We start from the raw sequence: 14,495 nt of genomic DNA, 5'->3' as shown, positions 1-14,495 counted from the left end.
GAGGGTGTCTTAGTGGTGTGAGGGCGGGATCTCGTGTCTCGGCCCCCGCCCCGCCGCCGGGCCGCCACCCGGCGGGCGCGGGGCGCTACTTGTCCGCGGTGAGCGTGCCCCCGACGCCCCAGCTGTCGGCGGGCACCTCCTGGATCCACACGTGCACGCTTTCGGCCGGGACCTTCAGCGCGTCGACGAACGCGTCGGTGACACGGCGGACCAGTTCCCGCTTGAGTTCGACGTCGCGGGGTCCCTGCTGGACGGTCACGATGGGCATGATCGGGTCACTTCCTGATCGTTCCCCGGTCTTCGCCGGGCTGACCCCAGTCCACCCGAATTCCGCCACGCGACCAAGATCCAGTCCGTACGCGCAGCGATCAGCGATCGTGATCGTCCAGCGCGGCGCAGGCCGCGAGCAGCACGTCGAGGTGCGGGGTGGGGTCGTCCGCGCGCACCGCCAGCGAGGTCGGCATCACCAGCCGCGCGTCCCGCACGGGCAGGAACGCCACCCGCCCGGTGGCGAGCTGCCGCGCGTGCGCGGCGTAGATGACCGTCCACAGTGGCTCGCCGGCACCGATCGCGGCGTGCGTGTCCTGCAGGCTACTCGTCCGCCCGTCGAACGCGGGCGTGAACCCGGCTTCGTGACAGGCGGAAACGACGAGGTCGACGAGCGGGGCGTTGTCGCGCCGCGAAACCAGCCGCAGCGGCAGACCGGCCAGGTCGGCCAGCGCTACGTCCGGACCGGCGGCGAGGGGATGCCGGGCGGAAATCGCGACCACCAGCGGATCCTGCCACACCGGGATCAGCCGCACGCCGGGATGTTCCCGCGCACCACGGATCAAGGCCGCGTCGAGCTGTCCATTCGCGACACGATCCAGGCGGGCCTGCGTCGCCGCGGACACCAGCTCGACGCCGGTCCCCGGTGCCAGCTCGACGAGCGCGTCGAGCACCCGGTCCAGGTGATCGCCGAGGCCGGTACTGGTACCCAGGCGGACGGTCGCGGTGCGGCCGCCGGTCAGCTCGGCGACGACGGCCTTCGCGCGTTCCTCGGCCGCGAGCACCGCCCGCGCTTCGGGCAGGAACACCCGCCCCGCCTCGGTGAGCCGCACGCGCCGGGGCGAGCGGTCCAGCAGTTCGGTGCCGAGTTCCCGTTCCAGCCGCCGGATCTGCTGGCTCACCGCGGGCTGGACGACGTGCAGCCGTTCGGCGGCCCGGCCGAAGTGCAGCTCCTCGGCAACCGTGACGAAGTACCTGAGCTGCCGCAGTTCCACGCCGCGCCGCCTAGACCGGCAGCAACCGGGTGACCAAAGTGGACAGTTGCTGCACGGTCCGGCACTCGTGCATTTCCACCAGTTCGGCGTATTCCAGCGCCGCCGAGTCCCCTGTGGACCACAGTGCACGCCGCTCCGGATTCAGCCAGAACACGTGCCGCGCGCGGCCGCGGATCCGGCGGAGGGCGTCGAGGTTCGGGTCGCCGCCGTTCGTGCGGGCGTCGCCGAGGATCAGCACCGACGTCCGCGGCCCGACGGCCTCCGCCCAGTCCTCCTCGAACTGCTGCAGCGCGTCGCCGTAGTCGCTGTGCCCGTCCCAGCGGGCGACCTCGGCCTCGGTGAGGATGCGCGTGCCGAGCTGTTCCGGATCCGCGTCGCCGCCGGTGACCAGCCCGGTGACCTCGTCGGTGCAGTTGACGAAGGCGAACACGCGGACCTTGCTGAACTGGTCGCGCAGCGCCTGCACGAGCAACATGGTGAAGTTCGCGAAGCCCGCCACGGAACCGGAAATGTCGCACAGCAGCACGATTTCCGGCCGGACCGGGCGCCGGTGCCGGAACGCGGGGCGCACCGGCACGCCCCCGGTGGACAGCGAACGGCGCAGTGTGCGCCGCAGGTCGATCTGCCCGCGGCCGGCCGCCCGCCGCCGCGCGGCCAGCCGCGTCGCGAGTTTGCGGGACAACGGCTGGATCGTGCGACGCAGTTCCGCGAGCTGGCTGCGGCTGGCGATGAGGAAGTCGACGCGGTCGGCGGCGGGCGGGATCGCGTGTTTCGCGACCCGCTCGCGGCCGCGGACCTCCGCCGCGCGACGGCGCGCCTCGGTGCGGACCTGACCGCGGAACCCATCGACCCGCCGCCGGACCTCGTCTCGCTCCAGCCGGTCGGTGAACGCGTCACCGGGAGCGACGCCCGCCCGGATCGCGGCGAGCACGCGCACGATCAGCGTCTGCGGCTGGAGCCGGTCCAGCGTCTGGTGCGCCGACCAGCCACCACCGGGGCCGGACGCGACGCCGTAGGAACCCAGCATGTCGACGGCGACGCCCGCCAGCTGCGCCAAGGTCTGCTGGTCGTCCTCGGCGAGCGCGGCGGCAAGCTGGTCACGCAGCTCTTCGAGGTTTTCGGGCCGGTCCTCGCGAGCCCGTTCGGGCACGCCGACCCCGGCCGGGAAGTAGACGTCGAAGGTCGCGTCGAACACCGAGCGCTGCCCGCCGCGGCGGACCAGCGCGGCCGCGAGGCCTTCCCGCATCAGCTCCCGGTCGGCGAAGCCGAGCACCTCCAGCGCGGCGGCCGCGTCGATCGTCTCGCTGGGCCCCGCCGGGATGCCCTGGCCCCGCAGCGCCCGCACGAACGCCGTCAGCCGCTCCGGAACACCCGCGGTCACGACGCGTCCAGTGTCTTGCGGGACACCCGCGCCCGGTCGGCATTCATGAGCGGGCTTCGCCATTGTCGCTCATGATGCCTCCACTACCTCGTCGAGCCGCAACCCGGCGCCCGCCTTCGCGATGTCGTCCTGGTGCTTGAGCACCACGCCGAGACTCTCGCGGACGACCTTGTCGTCGAGCGTGTCCGCACCGAGCGCGAGCAACGTGCGCGCCCAGTCGATGGTTTCCGCCACCGAGGGCAGTTTGCGCAGGTCCATCGCCCGCAGCGCGGCGACGACCCGGACGACCGAATCGGCGAGGACGTCGTTGATCCCCGGCACCTTGAGCCGGACGATGTCGCGTTCCAGCTCCTCGTCCGGGAAGTCGATGTGCAGGAACAGGCACCGCCGCCGCAACGCCTCGGACAGCTCCCGCGTCGCGTTCGAGGTCAGCACCGCGAACGGGCGGCGGGTCGCGGTGATGGTGCCCAGCTCGGGGACGGTCACCTGGAAATCGCCGAGCACCTCCAGCAGCAGGCCCTCGACCTCCATGTCGGCCTTGTCGGTCTCGTCGATGAGCAGGACGGTCGGCTCGGTCCCGGAGATCGCCGTCAGCAGCGGACGGCGCAGCAGGAACTCCTCGCCGAAGATGTCCGTGCGGGCCTGCTCCCACGTCTCGTCCCGGCCCGCGGTGATCCGCAGCAGCTGCTTCGCGTGGTTCCACTCGTACAGCGCGCGGGCCTCGTCGATGCCCTCGTAACACTGCAGCCGCACCAGCCGCGAGCCGCTGACCTCGGCGACAGCCTTGGCCAGCTCGGTCTTGCCGACGCCTGCCGGACCCTCGACGAGCAGCGGCTTGCCGAGCCGGTCGGCGAGGAACACCGTGGTCGCCACGGCGGGCGAGGCCAGATAACCCACCTCGGCCAGCTTCGCCGACACGTCGTCGACCGATTCGAAACAGCCCGTCCCCGTCACGTGCACACCACCCTGTCGCAAGCGCCTGTCCTGCGAGACTCGCCGATGAACACCCTCCTGCGCAACATCGGGAGCGTCACTGTCCGCTGCCACGGGACTCCCGGTTCTATAGTTGAGCCCTCCCGGAGGAGGGCACGATGGAAGCCGAAGAGATCTGGCAGGCCGTCGACGTGGAACGCCGCAGCCTGATCGAACTGCTGGAGACGCTCTCCGACGCCGAATGGGAGCAGGCCTCGCTCTGCGACGGCTGGCGGGTGCGAGACGTCGTGGCGCACGTGGTCCTCGCGACCGAGGGCAGCCTGCCTTTCGTCCTTGGTGCGTTCGTCCGTGCCCGGGGCAACTTCAACCGGGCGATCCGCGATTCGGCGGTCCGCTACGCGCGCCGGGCACCGGCCGAACTGCTCACTCAGCTGCGCGGCACGGTCGGACAACGACGCTGCCCGCCCAGCACCGTCCCCCTCGACCGGTTGATGGACATGCTCGTGCACGGCCAGGACATCGCGATCCCGCTCGGCAGGCCCCGTGCGATGCCCCCGGCCGCGGCACGGGCCGCGACCGAGCGCGCGTGGACCCGGGGCTTTCCCTTCCATCCGCAGCGGAAGCTGGCCGGGTACCGGCTGCGGGCGACCGACGTCGACTGGTCGGGCGGCGAGGGTGCGCTGGTCGAAGGCCCGATCTCGGCACTGCTCCTGCTTGTGACCGGCCGGAAGGCACTGGTCGGGCAGCTCTCCGGGCCGGGAAGTGCCGGGTTAGCATCGGCCGCGTGACCTACGTTGCGGCTCCCGGCCGATACCAATCGATCCCCTACCGACGCTGCGGACGCTCCGGGCTGAAGCTGCCCGCGATCTCACTGGGCCTGTGGCACAACTTCGGCCACGACCGTCCCTTGCAGACTCAGCGCGACATCGCGCGCCGCGCGTTCGACCTCGGCATCACGCACTTCGACCTGGCGAACAACTACGGCCCACCGTACGGCTCGGCGGAGGAGAACTTCGGACGGCTGCTGGCCACCGACTTCCGGCCGTACCGCGACGAGCTGGTGATCTCCACCAAGGCCGGCTACGACATGTGGCCGGGCCCGTACGGCGAATGGGGTTCGCGCAAGTACCTGCTCGCCTCGCTCGACCAGTCGCTGGGCCGGCTCGGGCTGGACTACGTCGACATCTTCTACTCGCACCGCTTCGACCCGGAAACCCCGCTCGAAGAGACCGTCGGCGCGCTGGACCGGGCCGTCCGCTCCGGGAAAGCGCTTTACGTCGGCATCTCCTCGTACAACTCCGAGCGGACGGCCGAGGCCGCGCGGCTGCTGCGCGAGCTGGGCACGCCGCTGCTCATCCACCAGCCGTCGTACTCGATGCTCAACCGCTGGCTCGAAACCGACAAGCTGCTCGACACGCTGGAGACCGCCGGCGCGGGCTGCATCGCGTTCTCGCCGCTCGCCCAGGGCGTGCTCACCGGCCGCTACCTCGCCGGCATCCCAGCGGATTCCCGTGCCGCGCAAGGAAAATCCCTCAACCCGGACACGCTGACCGAGGAGGCGCTCGCCAAGGTGCGCGCGCTGAACGAGGTCGCCGTCCGACGTGGACAGACGCTCGCCCAGCTCGCGCTCGCGTGGGCGCTGCGGGATCCGCGGATGACGTCGGTGCTGATCGGAGCCAGCAGCGTCAAGCAGCTGGAGGACAACGTCGGCGCGCTCGCGAACCTCGAGTTCACCGCCGGGGAACTGGCCGAAATCGACCGGTACGCCACCGAAAGCGGCATCAACCTGTGGAAGCGGTCCACCGACGGCTGAAGCGCCCGGAAATCCGTTGCGAGTCGTCGCCGCCGCGTCGACGATGACGCCATGAGCGATGCTTGCGAGCGAATCATGGATATCGCGCGCCAAAAAGGATTCAACACTGTCTCGCGAAGCGAGGCGATCGCGTGAACACGACGTTCGAGGACCTCATCGCCGAAGGGGCCGCACAGCCGACCGAGGGCTGGGACTTCTCCTGGTTCGCCGGTCGCGCCACCGAGGAACGGCCGCCGTGGGGGTTCTCCCGGCTGCTCGGCGAGCGGATGGCGAGGGCGTCGGCGGCGCTCGACCTGCAGACCGGTGGCGGCGAGGTGCTGGCGGAGATCCCGAAGCCGCCGCCGGTCCTCGCCGCCACCGAGGGCTGGCCGCCGAACGTCTCCCGCGCGCGGGAGACGCTGGCCCCGCTCGGCGGCGAGGTCCACGAGGTCCCGAACGACGCCGCGCTGCCGTTTCCCGACGCCGCGTTCGACCTCGTCACGACCCGCCATCCGACGTTCGTCCCCTGGCCGGAGGTCGCCCGGGTGCTCAGGCCGGGCGGGACCTACCTCGCCCAGCACGTCGGCGGGCCCTCGGCCGCGGAGCTGACCGAGTTCATGATGGGTTCCTGCCCGCCCTCGGACCCCGCGGATCCGACCTTCGGTGCCGAAGGGGCCAAGGCCGCCGCCGAGGCCGCGGGCCTGACCGTGACCGACCTGCGGACCGCCGTCCGCCGGGTGGAGTTCTTCGACATCGCCGCCGTGGTCCTCTACCTGCGCAAGGTGATCTGGATCGTGCCGGGCTTCGACGCCGAGCGGTATCGCGAACGGCTCGCCGCGCTGCACGAGCGGATCGTCGCCGACGGCGTCTGGACCATGGCCCACCACCGCTTCCTGATCGAGGCCCGCAAGCTATGAGACACGCGAGATCTCCATCCAGACACGCGAAACCTCCATCCAGACACGTGAGATCCCCATTCGCGCGCGGGGCCGCCGGGGGCGTGCTGGGCGATCTCACGTGCTCGGGTGGAGATTTCCTGTGATCAGACGGAGATCTCACGTGATCGGGCGGGAGATCCGGCGGTCGATCTCGCGGATCACGGCCAGGCCGCCGGTGGTGAGATTCGAGAGCATCACCACGTCGAGGCCGAGCGCCGGGTAGTGTCGCGCCAGGGAGCACGCCCCGGTGTTGCCGCCGTCCTTGTAGTAGTTCCATACGCTGCCGTCGGCGTCGAGGGTGAACTCGAGGCCGAAGCCGTACCAAACGTCGCCATCGGGGTTTTCGTCGTGGCGGACCTGTGGAGTGAGGAACTGCGCGGTGCGTTCGGCGGACAGCAGCTCGCCGCCGCGCACGGCGCGCAGGAACCGCACGAGATCGTCCACAGTGGAGTGTGCGCCGCCGTCGGGCGAGCCGATGGGCGGATAGCTGAAGATGTTCTGCCGCCAGCCGGTGATCCTGCCTTCCGCTTCGACGACCGGGTCCCAGCCCTCGGCGACGTCCGGCGCGGGATCACGCCGGTCGAAGAAGTCCGAGTCCGCCATGCCCGCACGGGCGAACACGACGTCGCGGATGTGCTCGCGGTACTCGGTTCCGGTGATCTCCTCGATCGCCATGCCCACGAGCAGGTACCCCGAGTTGCAGTACCGGCAGCTTTCGCCGGGCGCGAAATTCGGCTCCTTGCCAGCGAAATTGGGCAGATGATCACGCGTTCGCGTGACCGTGTACACCGGCTTTTCGAGCCACAGCGCCTCGTAGCTCTCCCCCGCCTCTTCGTCCGCGTCGTCGGCGATGCCGGAGGTGTGCGTGAGCAGGTGCCGCACGGTCACCTGGGGCGAGATCGCCGTCCCGGCCAGATCGACGAGATCGGTGATCGGCGCGTCGAGATCCAACCGTCCCTCGTCGACCAGCCGCAGCGCGGCCACCGAGGTGAAGAGCTTGGTCACCGACGCGGTGTCGAAGCGGGTGGTGAGCGTGTTGGGCACCCGCCAGCGACGGCTCGCCCACCCGTAGGAACCCGAGAACACCGTCTCGTCGCCGCGGCGGATCAGCACCACGCCGGAGAAAAGGTCGGCGGCGGCGCGAGCGGCGAGCCAGGCATCGAGACCGGTGAACGACATGCGCCGACAGTAGCGGCGCACGCCGTTCCCGTCCGCTGGAATACGCCCGGGCACACGAGCTGCCGGTCACGATCTGATTGTCCGAAAAGGACGATCAGCCGACGTCGTGCCCGCGCTCACGGGCGGCGTCGAGCAGATCGTCCCTGGCCCGCGCGACCCGGGAGCGCACGGTGCCGACCGGGCATCCGCAGACGTCGGCGACCTCGGCGTAGCTCAGCCCGAGGACCTGGGTCAGCACGAGCACCTCGCGCCGTTCCGGGTCCAAACCGTCGAGCAGCATCCGCAGCTCGACGAGGTCCTCGAACCCGGCCGCCGCGGTGCGGGCGCTCCGGCGTTCCGCGGCGCTCTCCCAGTCCGTGTCGGCGATCCTCGGCCGGGCCCCCGCCGAACGCAGCTGGTCGACGACGACGCGGCGGGCGATGGACAGCAGCCAGGTCCGCGACGACGAGCGCCCGGCGAACCGGCGCAGGCTGCCGAAGGCCCGGAGGTAGGTCTCCTGGGTGAGGTCGTCGGCGGAACCGGCGTCGGCGAGGTGAGCGAGGAAGCGCCAGACGTCGGCCTGGGTGGCCCGCACCCATTCCTCCAGCGCACGCCGGTCCCCGCGGCCAGCGGCGAGCGCCAGCGCGGTGGTCCGTTCGTCGTCTTCGCTGCTGCGCGCACCGGGCATGGACTGAAAATAGCAGCGACGCGGAAGACAGCGGGAACCACGCGGCTCCGGCGTCCGACTACTGGGAGGTGAGGTGCGAAGAATGCCGTGAAGGGCTGTCGGCGAGGATCGACGGCGAGACCGAACCAGGCCCGCCCGGGGCCGTCGACCGCCACCTGGCCGGGTGCGTGGCGTGCCGGACGTGGTTCGCCGACGCCGAACGCCTGAACCGCGGCCTGTTGCTGCGCCCGGCCCCGCCGGTTCCGGACCTCACCGCGGCCATCCTCGACCGGGCCCCCGCGCCGAGCGGGGAGGGCTGGCCGCTGCGGATCGCGCTGGGCGTGGTCGCGGTGGCCCAGCTCGCGCTGGCGTTCGCCCAGCTGCTCGGCAGCGGAGACGCGCATCACCTGAACGACCCGGTCCAGCTGGCCGGGCACCTCGCGCACGAGAGCGGCGCGTGGAACCTCGCGGTGGGCGTCGGCCTCCTGTGGGCCACCTTCCGGCCGAAGACGGCGTCGGGCCAGTTGCCGCTGCTCACCGGCTTCGTCGTGGTTCTGTTCGGGGTGTCCACCGGCGACCTGTTCGCCGGTCAGGTCACCGCGGGCCGGGTCCTCACGCACACGCTGGTGGTGCTCGGGCTCGCCCTGCTCTACGCCGTGCACCGGCAGCATCGCGACCGGCACAGCCCCCTGCCCACGGTGGTCTCCGACGGCGCAGGCGGCGCCGACGTCTCCGCGACGGAGACCGCCGGGCCGGTGACGCGCCCCCGCCTCCGGCCCGGTTCCCGCCGCCACGCCAGCGGCCGCCACGCCGCCTGACTCAGCCGAACTTGGTCTTCGGCCGTTCCTGCAGGACCCCGTCTACGTAGACGTCCACGCGTTCGTCGGTGAAGGCGATCAGGCCCGCGATCCGGGCGCTTTCCGGCAGAGGCACCGGATAGCTCCAGGCCAGATCCGTGTGCAGCTCGCCACCGGCCCTTACCGACCAGTACTCGGCCGCGCCCTTGTAAGGGCAGTGCGTCACGGTGCCGGTGTGTTCGAGCAGGTCGAGCCGGATGTCCGTCCTGGGCAGGTAGTACCGGGTCGGCAGGCCGGTCTCGAACAGCAGCGACGGGCGCACGGTGTTCGCCACGGTCACCCCGCCGACCTCGATCCGGACGTGCCGGGAGCTCGGCAGGATGTCCACCCGCACCCCGGGGTCCCGTGGATGGGTGAAGATCTCCTCGTTCTCCTCGAACCACGCGTCCATCGCGCCGAACTCGAGCCGGATGTGGCCGCGGAGTTCGGGAATCGGGGAATCCGGATACTCCAGCGCGGCGTCCACCGCTTCGGCGCCGCCTGCGCTTATCGTCGAAAGAACACCCTCTCCGCGGCTCGGCGAACGCACCGTGTTCCCGGAGGAGGTGAGCAACGCGGTCACGACGTCGGCACGAGGGAAGTAATACGTTGGGTAGTAAGGAACTTCCCACACCAGCAGCGGGTGGACGGTATCCGCCACCACCTGCCCGCCGAGGTAGGCCCGGACCCGTTTCGCCCCTGGTGCCACGCGGACCCGGCCGCGTCCCGCCGTGCTCATACCGCGTTCAACGACGCGCCGGGAGTGTCTGTTCCCTCACCCGGCCCCTGCCGAAAGGAAGGGTTCTTACCCAAGCCGCGGTCCGGCCGGATAACTTGGCAGTACCCATACCTTCGACAGGAAGCGGGCTCTGGTGGTTGGCGTAGACACTCCGCCGGTCGGCACGCCCGCCGGGATGCGCAAGATCAACCAGCGGGCGGTGCTGGATCTGCTGCGCCGCGGCGGACCGGCGACCCGGCCCCAGGTGGCCAAGGACACCGGGCTGTCCAAGCCGACGGTGAGCCAGGCGCTGCTGGCGCTCGAAGCCGCGGGACTGGCGCGCCCGACCGGGCACACCTCCACCGGCACCGGCCGGTCCGCGGTGCTCTACGAAGCGGATCCGACCGCGGGTTACGTACTGGGCGTGGACATCGGCCGCGAACACATCCGGGTGGCCGTGTCGGACCTGGGCCGGACGACGGTCGCGCGGCGGGACGAGCGGAACACCGCCCGTTCGGGCAACGCGCTCGTGTCGGCGGTCGGCAAGATCGCGGCCGACACGATCTCCGACGCGGGCCTGGCCCCCGGCGACATCGTGGTGCGCGTGCTCGGCTCGCCGGGTGTCGCCGATCCGGCGCGGCGCTGCTTCCGGCACGCGCCGAACCTGCCCGGCTGGGGACGCGCCGGGCTGCTCGACGACCTCGAGGCCGTGCTCGGCCCCGAGCTGATGGTGGAGAACGACGCGAATCTCACCGCCGTCGGCGAATGGGAGAGCGGCGCGGCCCGCGGCGCGTCGGTGTTCGGCTGCATCACGATCGGCACCGGTGTCGGCATGGGCATGATGGTCGACGGTCAGGTCTTCCGCGGCGCCACCGGCGCGGCCGGGGAGATCGGCTACCTCCCGTACGGGCAGCTCCGTTCGGCCGACGAACCGGGCGAGCCGCCCGCGCGCGGTCATCTGGAGGAGGCCACGGCCGCCCAGTCCGTCGTGCGCGGGGCGCGGGAACTCGGCCTGGGATCGGCGAAGTCGGCTCGCGAGGTGTTCCGCCTCGCCCGCGAGGGCGACGAGCTGGCGCAGCGGGCGGTCGAGGCGGAAGCCGATCGGCTGGCCTACACCGTGGCGTCCGTCGCGGCCGTGATCGACCCCGAGCTGATCGTGCTCGGCGGGGGCATGGGCACGGCGGCGGATCTGCTGCTGGAGCCGATCGACCGGGCGCTGCGCGCGTTCACCCCGCTCGTCCCGGCCGTCGTCCAGGGCGAGCTCGGCGACGACGGTGTGCTCGCCGGTGCGATCAGCGTCGGGCTCCGCGCCGCCGAGGGCCTGGTGTTCGAACGACGCGTCGGCGCCGCCTGATCCCCTTCAGCCCGCCGCCCGCCAGGCCCGGCCGCCGGTCCCTGCCGAGCAGCTGAGCCGCCACGGTGTCAGCCGCAGCACGCGGATCGCCGGGTCCCGGTGGTCGCGCGCGCCGAGGATCTTCGGGTCGTAGCCGAGTGGTTCCGGCGCGGCGGCGAAGAGGTTCCAGACGTGCTCGCGGACGGGCTCGTCGTCGAGCAGCTCCGCCGCGCACTCGGCGACGGCGACCTCGTGCGCGGGGTCCCAGTACGAGCAGGAGACGAACGGCGTCCGCCCCAGATGGGCCAGTTTCAGCGGGGTCGGCCGGGTGAAGACGAAGCCCGTCACGGTGTCGCCGGCGCGTTCCCAGATCGGGTGCACGACCCGCGACCGCGGGCGCCCGCGCCGATCGACCGTCACCAGCGTGCACCACACGATCCGGTGCGCGACCCGGACGAACTCGTCGAGCAGGTCACCGGGCGGCGTGCTAGATTCCACAACCATGGTTGTGCATCCTACGGCACCCGAACTGGACCTGTCACTCGCCGCCTTGTTCGCCGGCTGGACGATGACCGGCGAACTCCGGCGAAGGCTGACCGCGCAAGGATTCGAGGACCTGCGGTTCAACGACGGCGTGGTGTTCCAGCACGTGCTCGCCGCCCCCCTGTCGATCTCGTCCCTCGCCGAACGGATGGGCGTGACGCAGCAAGCCGCTTCGAAAGCCGCAGCCGACCTCGAACGGCGTGGGCTGCTTCGCCGCGAGCCCGATCCCCAGGACGCTCGGACACGCCTGCTGCACCTCACCGAGCACGCACGCAGGGCGGTCGAGGAGACTCGCACACTGAGGAAGTCGCTCCAGGACGAACTGATCGACGAATTCGGCGAGGCACGAGTCACCGACGCACAAGCTCTCCTCACGGCGATCATCAGCCGTTTCGGCGGCGAGGACGCCGTCCGCAACCGGCGCGTCCGCCCGCCGCTCTAGCCGCTCCGGCGGCTCACTGTCCGAAGTGGATGATGCTGTGAAGGACGCTTTCAGTGCGTTGGCCGCGCTGAAGGACGCCTTCAGTGCAGCGAGTGCATCGAAGGCGTCCTTCAGCACCCGCCCGGCGAACCGGGATCAGGCCGCGATGATCAGGCAGGTGCTGGACGCGGTCGCCAGCACCCGGCCCGCCGCGTCCCGGATGTCCCCCTCGGCGAACGCGACCCGCGACCCGGCCTTGACGACCCAGCCGTGCGCGCGGATCTCCCCCATCCCGGCGTGGATCGCGCGCACGAAGTTGACCTTCAGCTCGACCGAGGTGTAGCCGACCCCGGCGGGCAGCGTCGAATGCACCGCGCACGCGACCGCGGAATCCAGCATCGTGGCCGCCACCCCGCCGTGCACCGAGCCGATCGGGTTGTACAGCGACTCGTCCGGCTCGGCGGCCAGGACGATGTCTCCCTCGGTGACACTGACCCACCGCAGCCCGAAGTGGGCGGAGATCGGTGGTGGCGGCACCCACCCCTCCGCGATCCCGCGCAGATAGTCCACTCCGGACAGTTTCGCGGCGAGTCCGGCCATGGGCAGCGGATCCCGCCACGCGATGGTCTTTTCCCGCAGCTGCCCCACGTTCACGTCTTCGACGGTCATGCCGCCTCCACTCACCGAGGTCACTAGGACGATCGTCCTATCAGGCACCCCAGCACAGGACGATCGTCCTAGTCAAGGACTAGACTGGGAACGTGCCCGACACCACGACCCGCGAGCGGATGATCTCGACGGCGATGACCCTGTTCCGCCGCGAGGGCTACACGGCGACGTCCTGGCGGCGACTGGTCGAGGAGGCCGGGACGCCCTGGGGTTCGGCGTATCACCACTTCCCCGGCGGCAAGGAACAGCTCGGGGTCGCCGCGGTCGAGCTGGGCACCGGGATCGTGGCCAAAACCGTACGGCGCGGCTTCGAACGCACCGAGACCGCCGAGGACGCGATCCGCTGGTGGTACCGCAAGGCCGGGCAGGCGCTGGCCGCCGACGAATACCGCGGCGGCTGCCCGCTCGCCACGGTCTCACTGGAGATGGCCAACGTCTCCCCCGCGCTCACCGAGGCGTGCCGCAAGGCGTTCGACACCTGGCACACCCTGCTGGCCGAGTTGCTCGCCGAACGCGGATACGACGCCGAGCGGGCGACGGACCTCGCCTTCGCCGCGGTGGAACTCCTGGAGGGCGCGCTGCTGCTCTGCCGCGTCCGCCGGTCGGTGGCCCCGCTCGACCGCGCGGCCACGCATTTCGCCACGCTGGCCCAGGCCGCCTGAACTGGTCCGGCCGCGGCCGGGCTGCCATCATCGGCGCGTGAGCACCGAGCCCGGCCCCCGCCTCATCGACCCCGACCGTGTCGCCGCGGCCGTCGCCGGGCTGGGCGACCGCGCGGTGATCGACGAGTGGGCACGGCGGTTCTCGGTCGTCGCCGATCCGTCCCGGCTCGCGCTGCTGGTGTCCATCCACTACGCCCGCGAGATCAGCGTCACCGACCTCGCGGCGGTGACCGGGATGAGCGACACCGCCGTTTCGCAGGCGCTGCGGCTGCTGCGCGCGCACGGGCTCGTCGCCGCCCAGCGCACCGGGCGGGTGGTGCGGTACCGGCTCGCCGACGAGGACGTGCACGAACTGATCCACCGTGTCCGGCCGCATCCCGCCGAGACACCGTGAACACCGGCGAGACCGGGTGATGCCCGGTACCGTCGCAGACATGCTCGGACTGCCGGAGACCATCACCGCCTGTCTGTTCGACCTCGACGGCGTCCTGACCGGGACGGCCGTGCTCCACCGCGAGGCGTGGAAGCGGACGTTCGACGAGTTCCTGCGGGAACGCGACGGCGAGGGTTTCACCCCGTTCACCGACCAGGACTACGCCGCGTATGTCGACGGCAGGCCGCGCGCCGACGGCGTCCGCGAATTCCTGCGATCCCGCGGAATCGAACTCCCCGATGGGCAACCGGACGACGCGAACGACACGGCAACGGTCAACGGCGTCGGCAACCGCAAGAACGAGCTGGTGCTGAAGATCATCGACGAACGCGGGGTGAATCCCTATCCCGGTTCGGTGCGCTATCTGCGGGCCGTCAAGGACGCCGGGCTGCGGATCGCGGTCGTGACGTCCTCGGCCAACGGCGCCAAGGTGCTCGACGCGGCGGACCTGACGCCGTTCGTGGAGGCCAGGATCGACGGCCTGGTGATCGGCCGGGACCACCTGAAGGGCAAGCCGGCGCCGGATTCCTTCCTCGCCGGGGCCAAGGCACTCGACGTCGAACCCGCGCACGCGGCGGTGTTCGAGGACGCGCAGTCCGGGGTCCAGGCCGGTCGGGCCGGCGGCTTCGGATTCGTCGTCGGCGTCAACCGCGCGCACCAGGCGGGCGAACTGCGCGCGCACGGCGCCGACGTCGTTGTGGACGATCTCGCCGAACTGCTGGAGTCGGAGTGAGCTTTCCTGGACAGGG

General features: G+C 71.2%; 18 protein-coding genes. 9 read left to right on the top strand and 9 right to left on the bottom strand.

From position 1 onward, the window contains the following. Positions 1-85 precede the first annotated feature (85 nt). The 4 genes from dmpI to ACFWY9_RS23905 all read right to left on the bottom strand — a co-directional run bounded on the left by dmpI (position 86) and on the right by ACFWY9_RS23905 (position 3,597). Positions 86-268 carry a 4-oxalocrotonate tautomerase DmpI gene (dmpI, locus tag ACFWY9_RS23920; protein ID WP_378330735.1) on the bottom strand — a complete coding sequence of 61 codons (183 nt, stop codon included), beginning with the start codon at positions 266-268 and terminating at the stop codon, positions 86-88. Between the two features lie 100 nt (positions 269-368). Further along, complete coding sequence (locus ACFWY9_RS23915) at positions 369-1,262, bottom strand: LysR substrate-binding domain-containing protein (protein WP_378339961.1); 894 nt, start codon at positions 1,260-1,262, stop codon at positions 369-371. Between the two features lie 10 nt (positions 1,263-1,272). After that, positions 1,273-2,643 carry a VWA domain-containing protein gene (locus tag ACFWY9_RS23910; protein WP_378339960.1) on the bottom strand — a complete coding sequence of 457 codons (1,371 nt, stop codon included), beginning with the start codon at positions 2,641-2,643 and terminating at the stop codon, positions 1,273-1,275. A 69-nt stretch (positions 2,644-2,712) separates the two neighbouring features. Further along, complete coding sequence (locus tag ACFWY9_RS23905; RefSeq protein ID WP_378330738.1) at positions 2,713-3,597, bottom strand: AAA family ATPase; 885 nt, start codon at positions 3,595-3,597, stop codon at positions 2,713-2,715. A gap of 137 nt (positions 3,598-3,734) precedes the next feature. Here ACFWY9_RS23905 and ACFWY9_RS23900 point away from each other — a divergent pair, with 137 nt between their 5' ends. The 3 genes from ACFWY9_RS23900 (at position 3,735) to ACFWY9_RS23890 (ending at position 6,285) form a co-directional block, all read left to right on the top strand. Then, on the top strand, positions 3,735-4,364 hold the full coding sequence (locus ACFWY9_RS23900) for a maleylpyruvate isomerase family mycothiol-dependent enzyme (protein WP_378330739.1): 630 nt from the start codon (positions 3,735-3,737) through the stop codon (positions 4,362-4,364). Then, positions 4,361-5,389 (top strand): L-glyceraldehyde 3-phosphate reductase, encoded by a 1,029-nt coding sequence (gene mgrA, locus ACFWY9_RS23895; RefSeq protein WP_378339959.1) that lies wholly within the window; start codon positions 4,361-4,363, stop codon positions 5,387-5,389. The genes ACFWY9_RS23900 and mgrA overlap by 4 nt, the downstream gene beginning before the upstream one ends. Before the next feature lie 131 nt (positions 5,390-5,520). After that, positions 5,521-6,285 (top strand): class I SAM-dependent methyltransferase, encoded by a 765-nt coding sequence (locus tag ACFWY9_RS23890; RefSeq protein WP_378339958.1) that lies wholly within the window; start codon positions 5,521-5,523, stop codon positions 6,283-6,285. A 138-nt stretch (positions 6,286-6,423) separates the two neighbouring features. On the opposite strand, the gene ACFWY9_RS23885 is transcribed toward ACFWY9_RS23890, so the two are convergent. Both ACFWY9_RS23885 and sigC read right to left on the bottom strand, forming a co-directional pair. After that, positions 6,424-7,485 (bottom strand): serine hydrolase domain-containing protein, encoded by a 1,062-nt coding sequence (locus tag ACFWY9_RS23885; RefSeq protein ID WP_378339957.1) that lies wholly within the window; start codon positions 7,483-7,485, stop codon positions 6,424-6,426. 94 nt (positions 7,486-7,579) lie between these two features. Next, positions 7,580-8,152 (bottom strand): RNA polymerase sigma factor SigC, encoded by a 573-nt coding sequence (gene sigC, locus ACFWY9_RS23880; RefSeq protein WP_378328740.1) that lies wholly within the window; start codon positions 8,150-8,152, stop codon positions 7,580-7,582. A 68-nt stretch (positions 8,153-8,220) separates the two neighbouring features. Here sigC and ACFWY9_RS23875 point away from each other — a divergent pair, with 68 nt between their 5' ends. After that, positions 8,221-8,949: a zf-HC2 domain-containing protein gene (locus tag ACFWY9_RS23875; protein ID WP_378339956.1), complete on the top strand. Its 729-nt coding sequence runs from the start codon at positions 8,221-8,223 to the stop codon at positions 8,947-8,949. Between the two features lies 1 nt (position 8,950). On the opposite strand, the gene ACFWY9_RS23870 is transcribed toward ACFWY9_RS23875, so the two are convergent. Further along, positions 8,951-9,706: a DUF427 domain-containing protein gene (locus ACFWY9_RS23870; RefSeq protein ID WP_378328742.1), complete on the bottom strand. Its 756-nt coding sequence runs from the start codon at positions 9,704-9,706 to the stop codon at positions 8,951-8,953. 133 nt (positions 9,707-9,839) lie between these two features. On the opposite strand from ACFWY9_RS23870, the gene ACFWY9_RS23865 reads away from it, so the two are divergent. Continuing rightward, complete coding sequence (locus tag ACFWY9_RS23865) at positions 9,840-11,039, top strand: ROK family protein (RefSeq protein ID WP_378328743.1); 1,200 nt, start codon at positions 9,840-9,842, stop codon at positions 11,037-11,039. 6 nt (positions 11,040-11,045) lie between these two features. On the opposite strand, the gene ACFWY9_RS23860 is transcribed toward ACFWY9_RS23865, so the two are convergent. Further along, positions 11,046-11,522: a pyridoxamine 5'-phosphate oxidase family protein gene (locus ACFWY9_RS23860; RefSeq protein WP_378328744.1), complete on the bottom strand. Its 477-nt coding sequence runs from the start codon at positions 11,520-11,522 to the stop codon at positions 11,046-11,048. On the opposite strand from ACFWY9_RS23860, the gene ACFWY9_RS23855 reads away from it, so the two are divergent. Beyond that, entirely contained in the window at positions 11,521-12,003 is a 483-nt protein-coding gene (locus tag ACFWY9_RS23855; protein ID WP_378328745.1) for a MarR family winged helix-turn-helix transcriptional regulator, read from the top strand. The two genes, ACFWY9_RS23860 and ACFWY9_RS23855, sit on opposite strands and share 2 nt — an antisense overlap. 135 nt (positions 12,004-12,138) lie before the next feature. Here ACFWY9_RS23855 and ACFWY9_RS23850 read toward each other — a convergent pair whose 3' ends face one another. Further along, a complete protein-coding gene (locus tag ACFWY9_RS23850) occupies positions 12,139-12,651 on the bottom strand; it encodes a PaaI family thioesterase (protein WP_378339955.1) in 513 nt (170 codons plus the stop codon). Positions 12,652-12,743: 92 nt separating this feature from the next. Between ACFWY9_RS23850 and ACFWY9_RS23845 the strand changes: the two genes are divergently transcribed. The 3 genes from ACFWY9_RS23845 to ACFWY9_RS23835 are packed head-to-tail and all read left to right on the top strand — an operon-like array spanning position 12,744 to position 14,479. Further along, positions 12,744-13,313 (top strand): TetR/AcrR family transcriptional regulator, encoded by a 570-nt coding sequence (locus ACFWY9_RS23845; protein ID WP_378328747.1) that lies wholly within the window; start codon positions 12,744-12,746, stop codon positions 13,311-13,313. 37 nt (positions 13,314-13,350) lie between these two features. Then, positions 13,351-13,707, top strand: a complete 357-nt coding sequence (locus tag ACFWY9_RS23840; protein WP_378328748.1) for an ArsR/SmtB family transcription factor — start codon at positions 13,351-13,353, stop codon at positions 13,705-13,707. A gap of 40 nt (positions 13,708-13,747) precedes the next feature. Beyond that, positions 13,748-14,479 (top strand): HAD family hydrolase, encoded by a 732-nt coding sequence (locus ACFWY9_RS23835; protein WP_378339954.1) that lies wholly within the window; start codon positions 13,748-13,750, stop codon positions 14,477-14,479. The last annotated feature ends 16 nt before the right edge of the window (positions 14,480-14,495 follow it).

Origin of the sequence: Amycolatopsis sp. NPDC059027 (assembly GCF_042739735.1) — a bacterium.
Taxonomy (GTDB): domain Bacteria; phylum Actinomycetota; class Actinomycetes; order Mycobacteriales; family Pseudonocardiaceae; genus Amycolatopsis.
Note: the sequence above shows the minus strand (reverse complement) of the source record. Positions and strands in the feature narration are given on the sequence as shown.

Bases quoted from the DNA above. Each gene is read 5' to 3' on its own strand.
- ACFWY9_RS23885 (WP_378339957.1), bottom strand. From the start codon at position 7,485: ATGTCGTTCACCGGTCTCGATGCCTGGCTCGCCGCTCGCGCCGCCGCC.
- ACFWY9_RS23835 (WP_378339954.1), top strand. From the start codon at position 13,748: ATGCTCGGACTGCCGGAGACCATCACCGCCTGTCTGTTCGACCTCGAC.
- ACFWY9_RS23900 (WP_378330739.1), top strand. From the start codon at position 3,735: ATGGAAGCCGAAGAGATCTGGCAGGCCGTCGACGTGGAACGCCGCAGC.
- ACFWY9_RS23850 (WP_378339955.1), bottom strand. From the start codon at position 12,651: ATGACCGTCGAAGACGTGAACGTGGGGCAGCTGCGGGAAAAGACCATC.
- ACFWY9_RS23870 (WP_378328742.1), bottom strand. From the start codon at position 9,706: ATGAGCACGGCGGGACGCGGCCGGGTCCGCGTGGCACCAGGGGCGAAA.
- ACFWY9_RS23855 (WP_378328745.1), top strand. From the start codon at position 11,521: ATGGTTGTGCATCCTACGGCACCCGAACTGGACCTGTCACTCGCCGCC.
- ACFWY9_RS23860 (WP_378328744.1), bottom strand. From the start codon at position 11,522: ATGGTTGTGGAATCTAGCACGCCGCCCGGTGACCTGCTCGACGAGTTC.
- sigC (WP_378328740.1), bottom strand. From the start codon at position 8,152: ATGCCCGGTGCGCGCAGCAGCGAAGACGACGAACGGACCACCGCGCTG.
- dmpI (WP_378330735.1), bottom strand. From the start codon at position 268: ATGCCCATCGTGACCGTCCAGCAGGGACCCCGCGACGTCGAACTCAAG.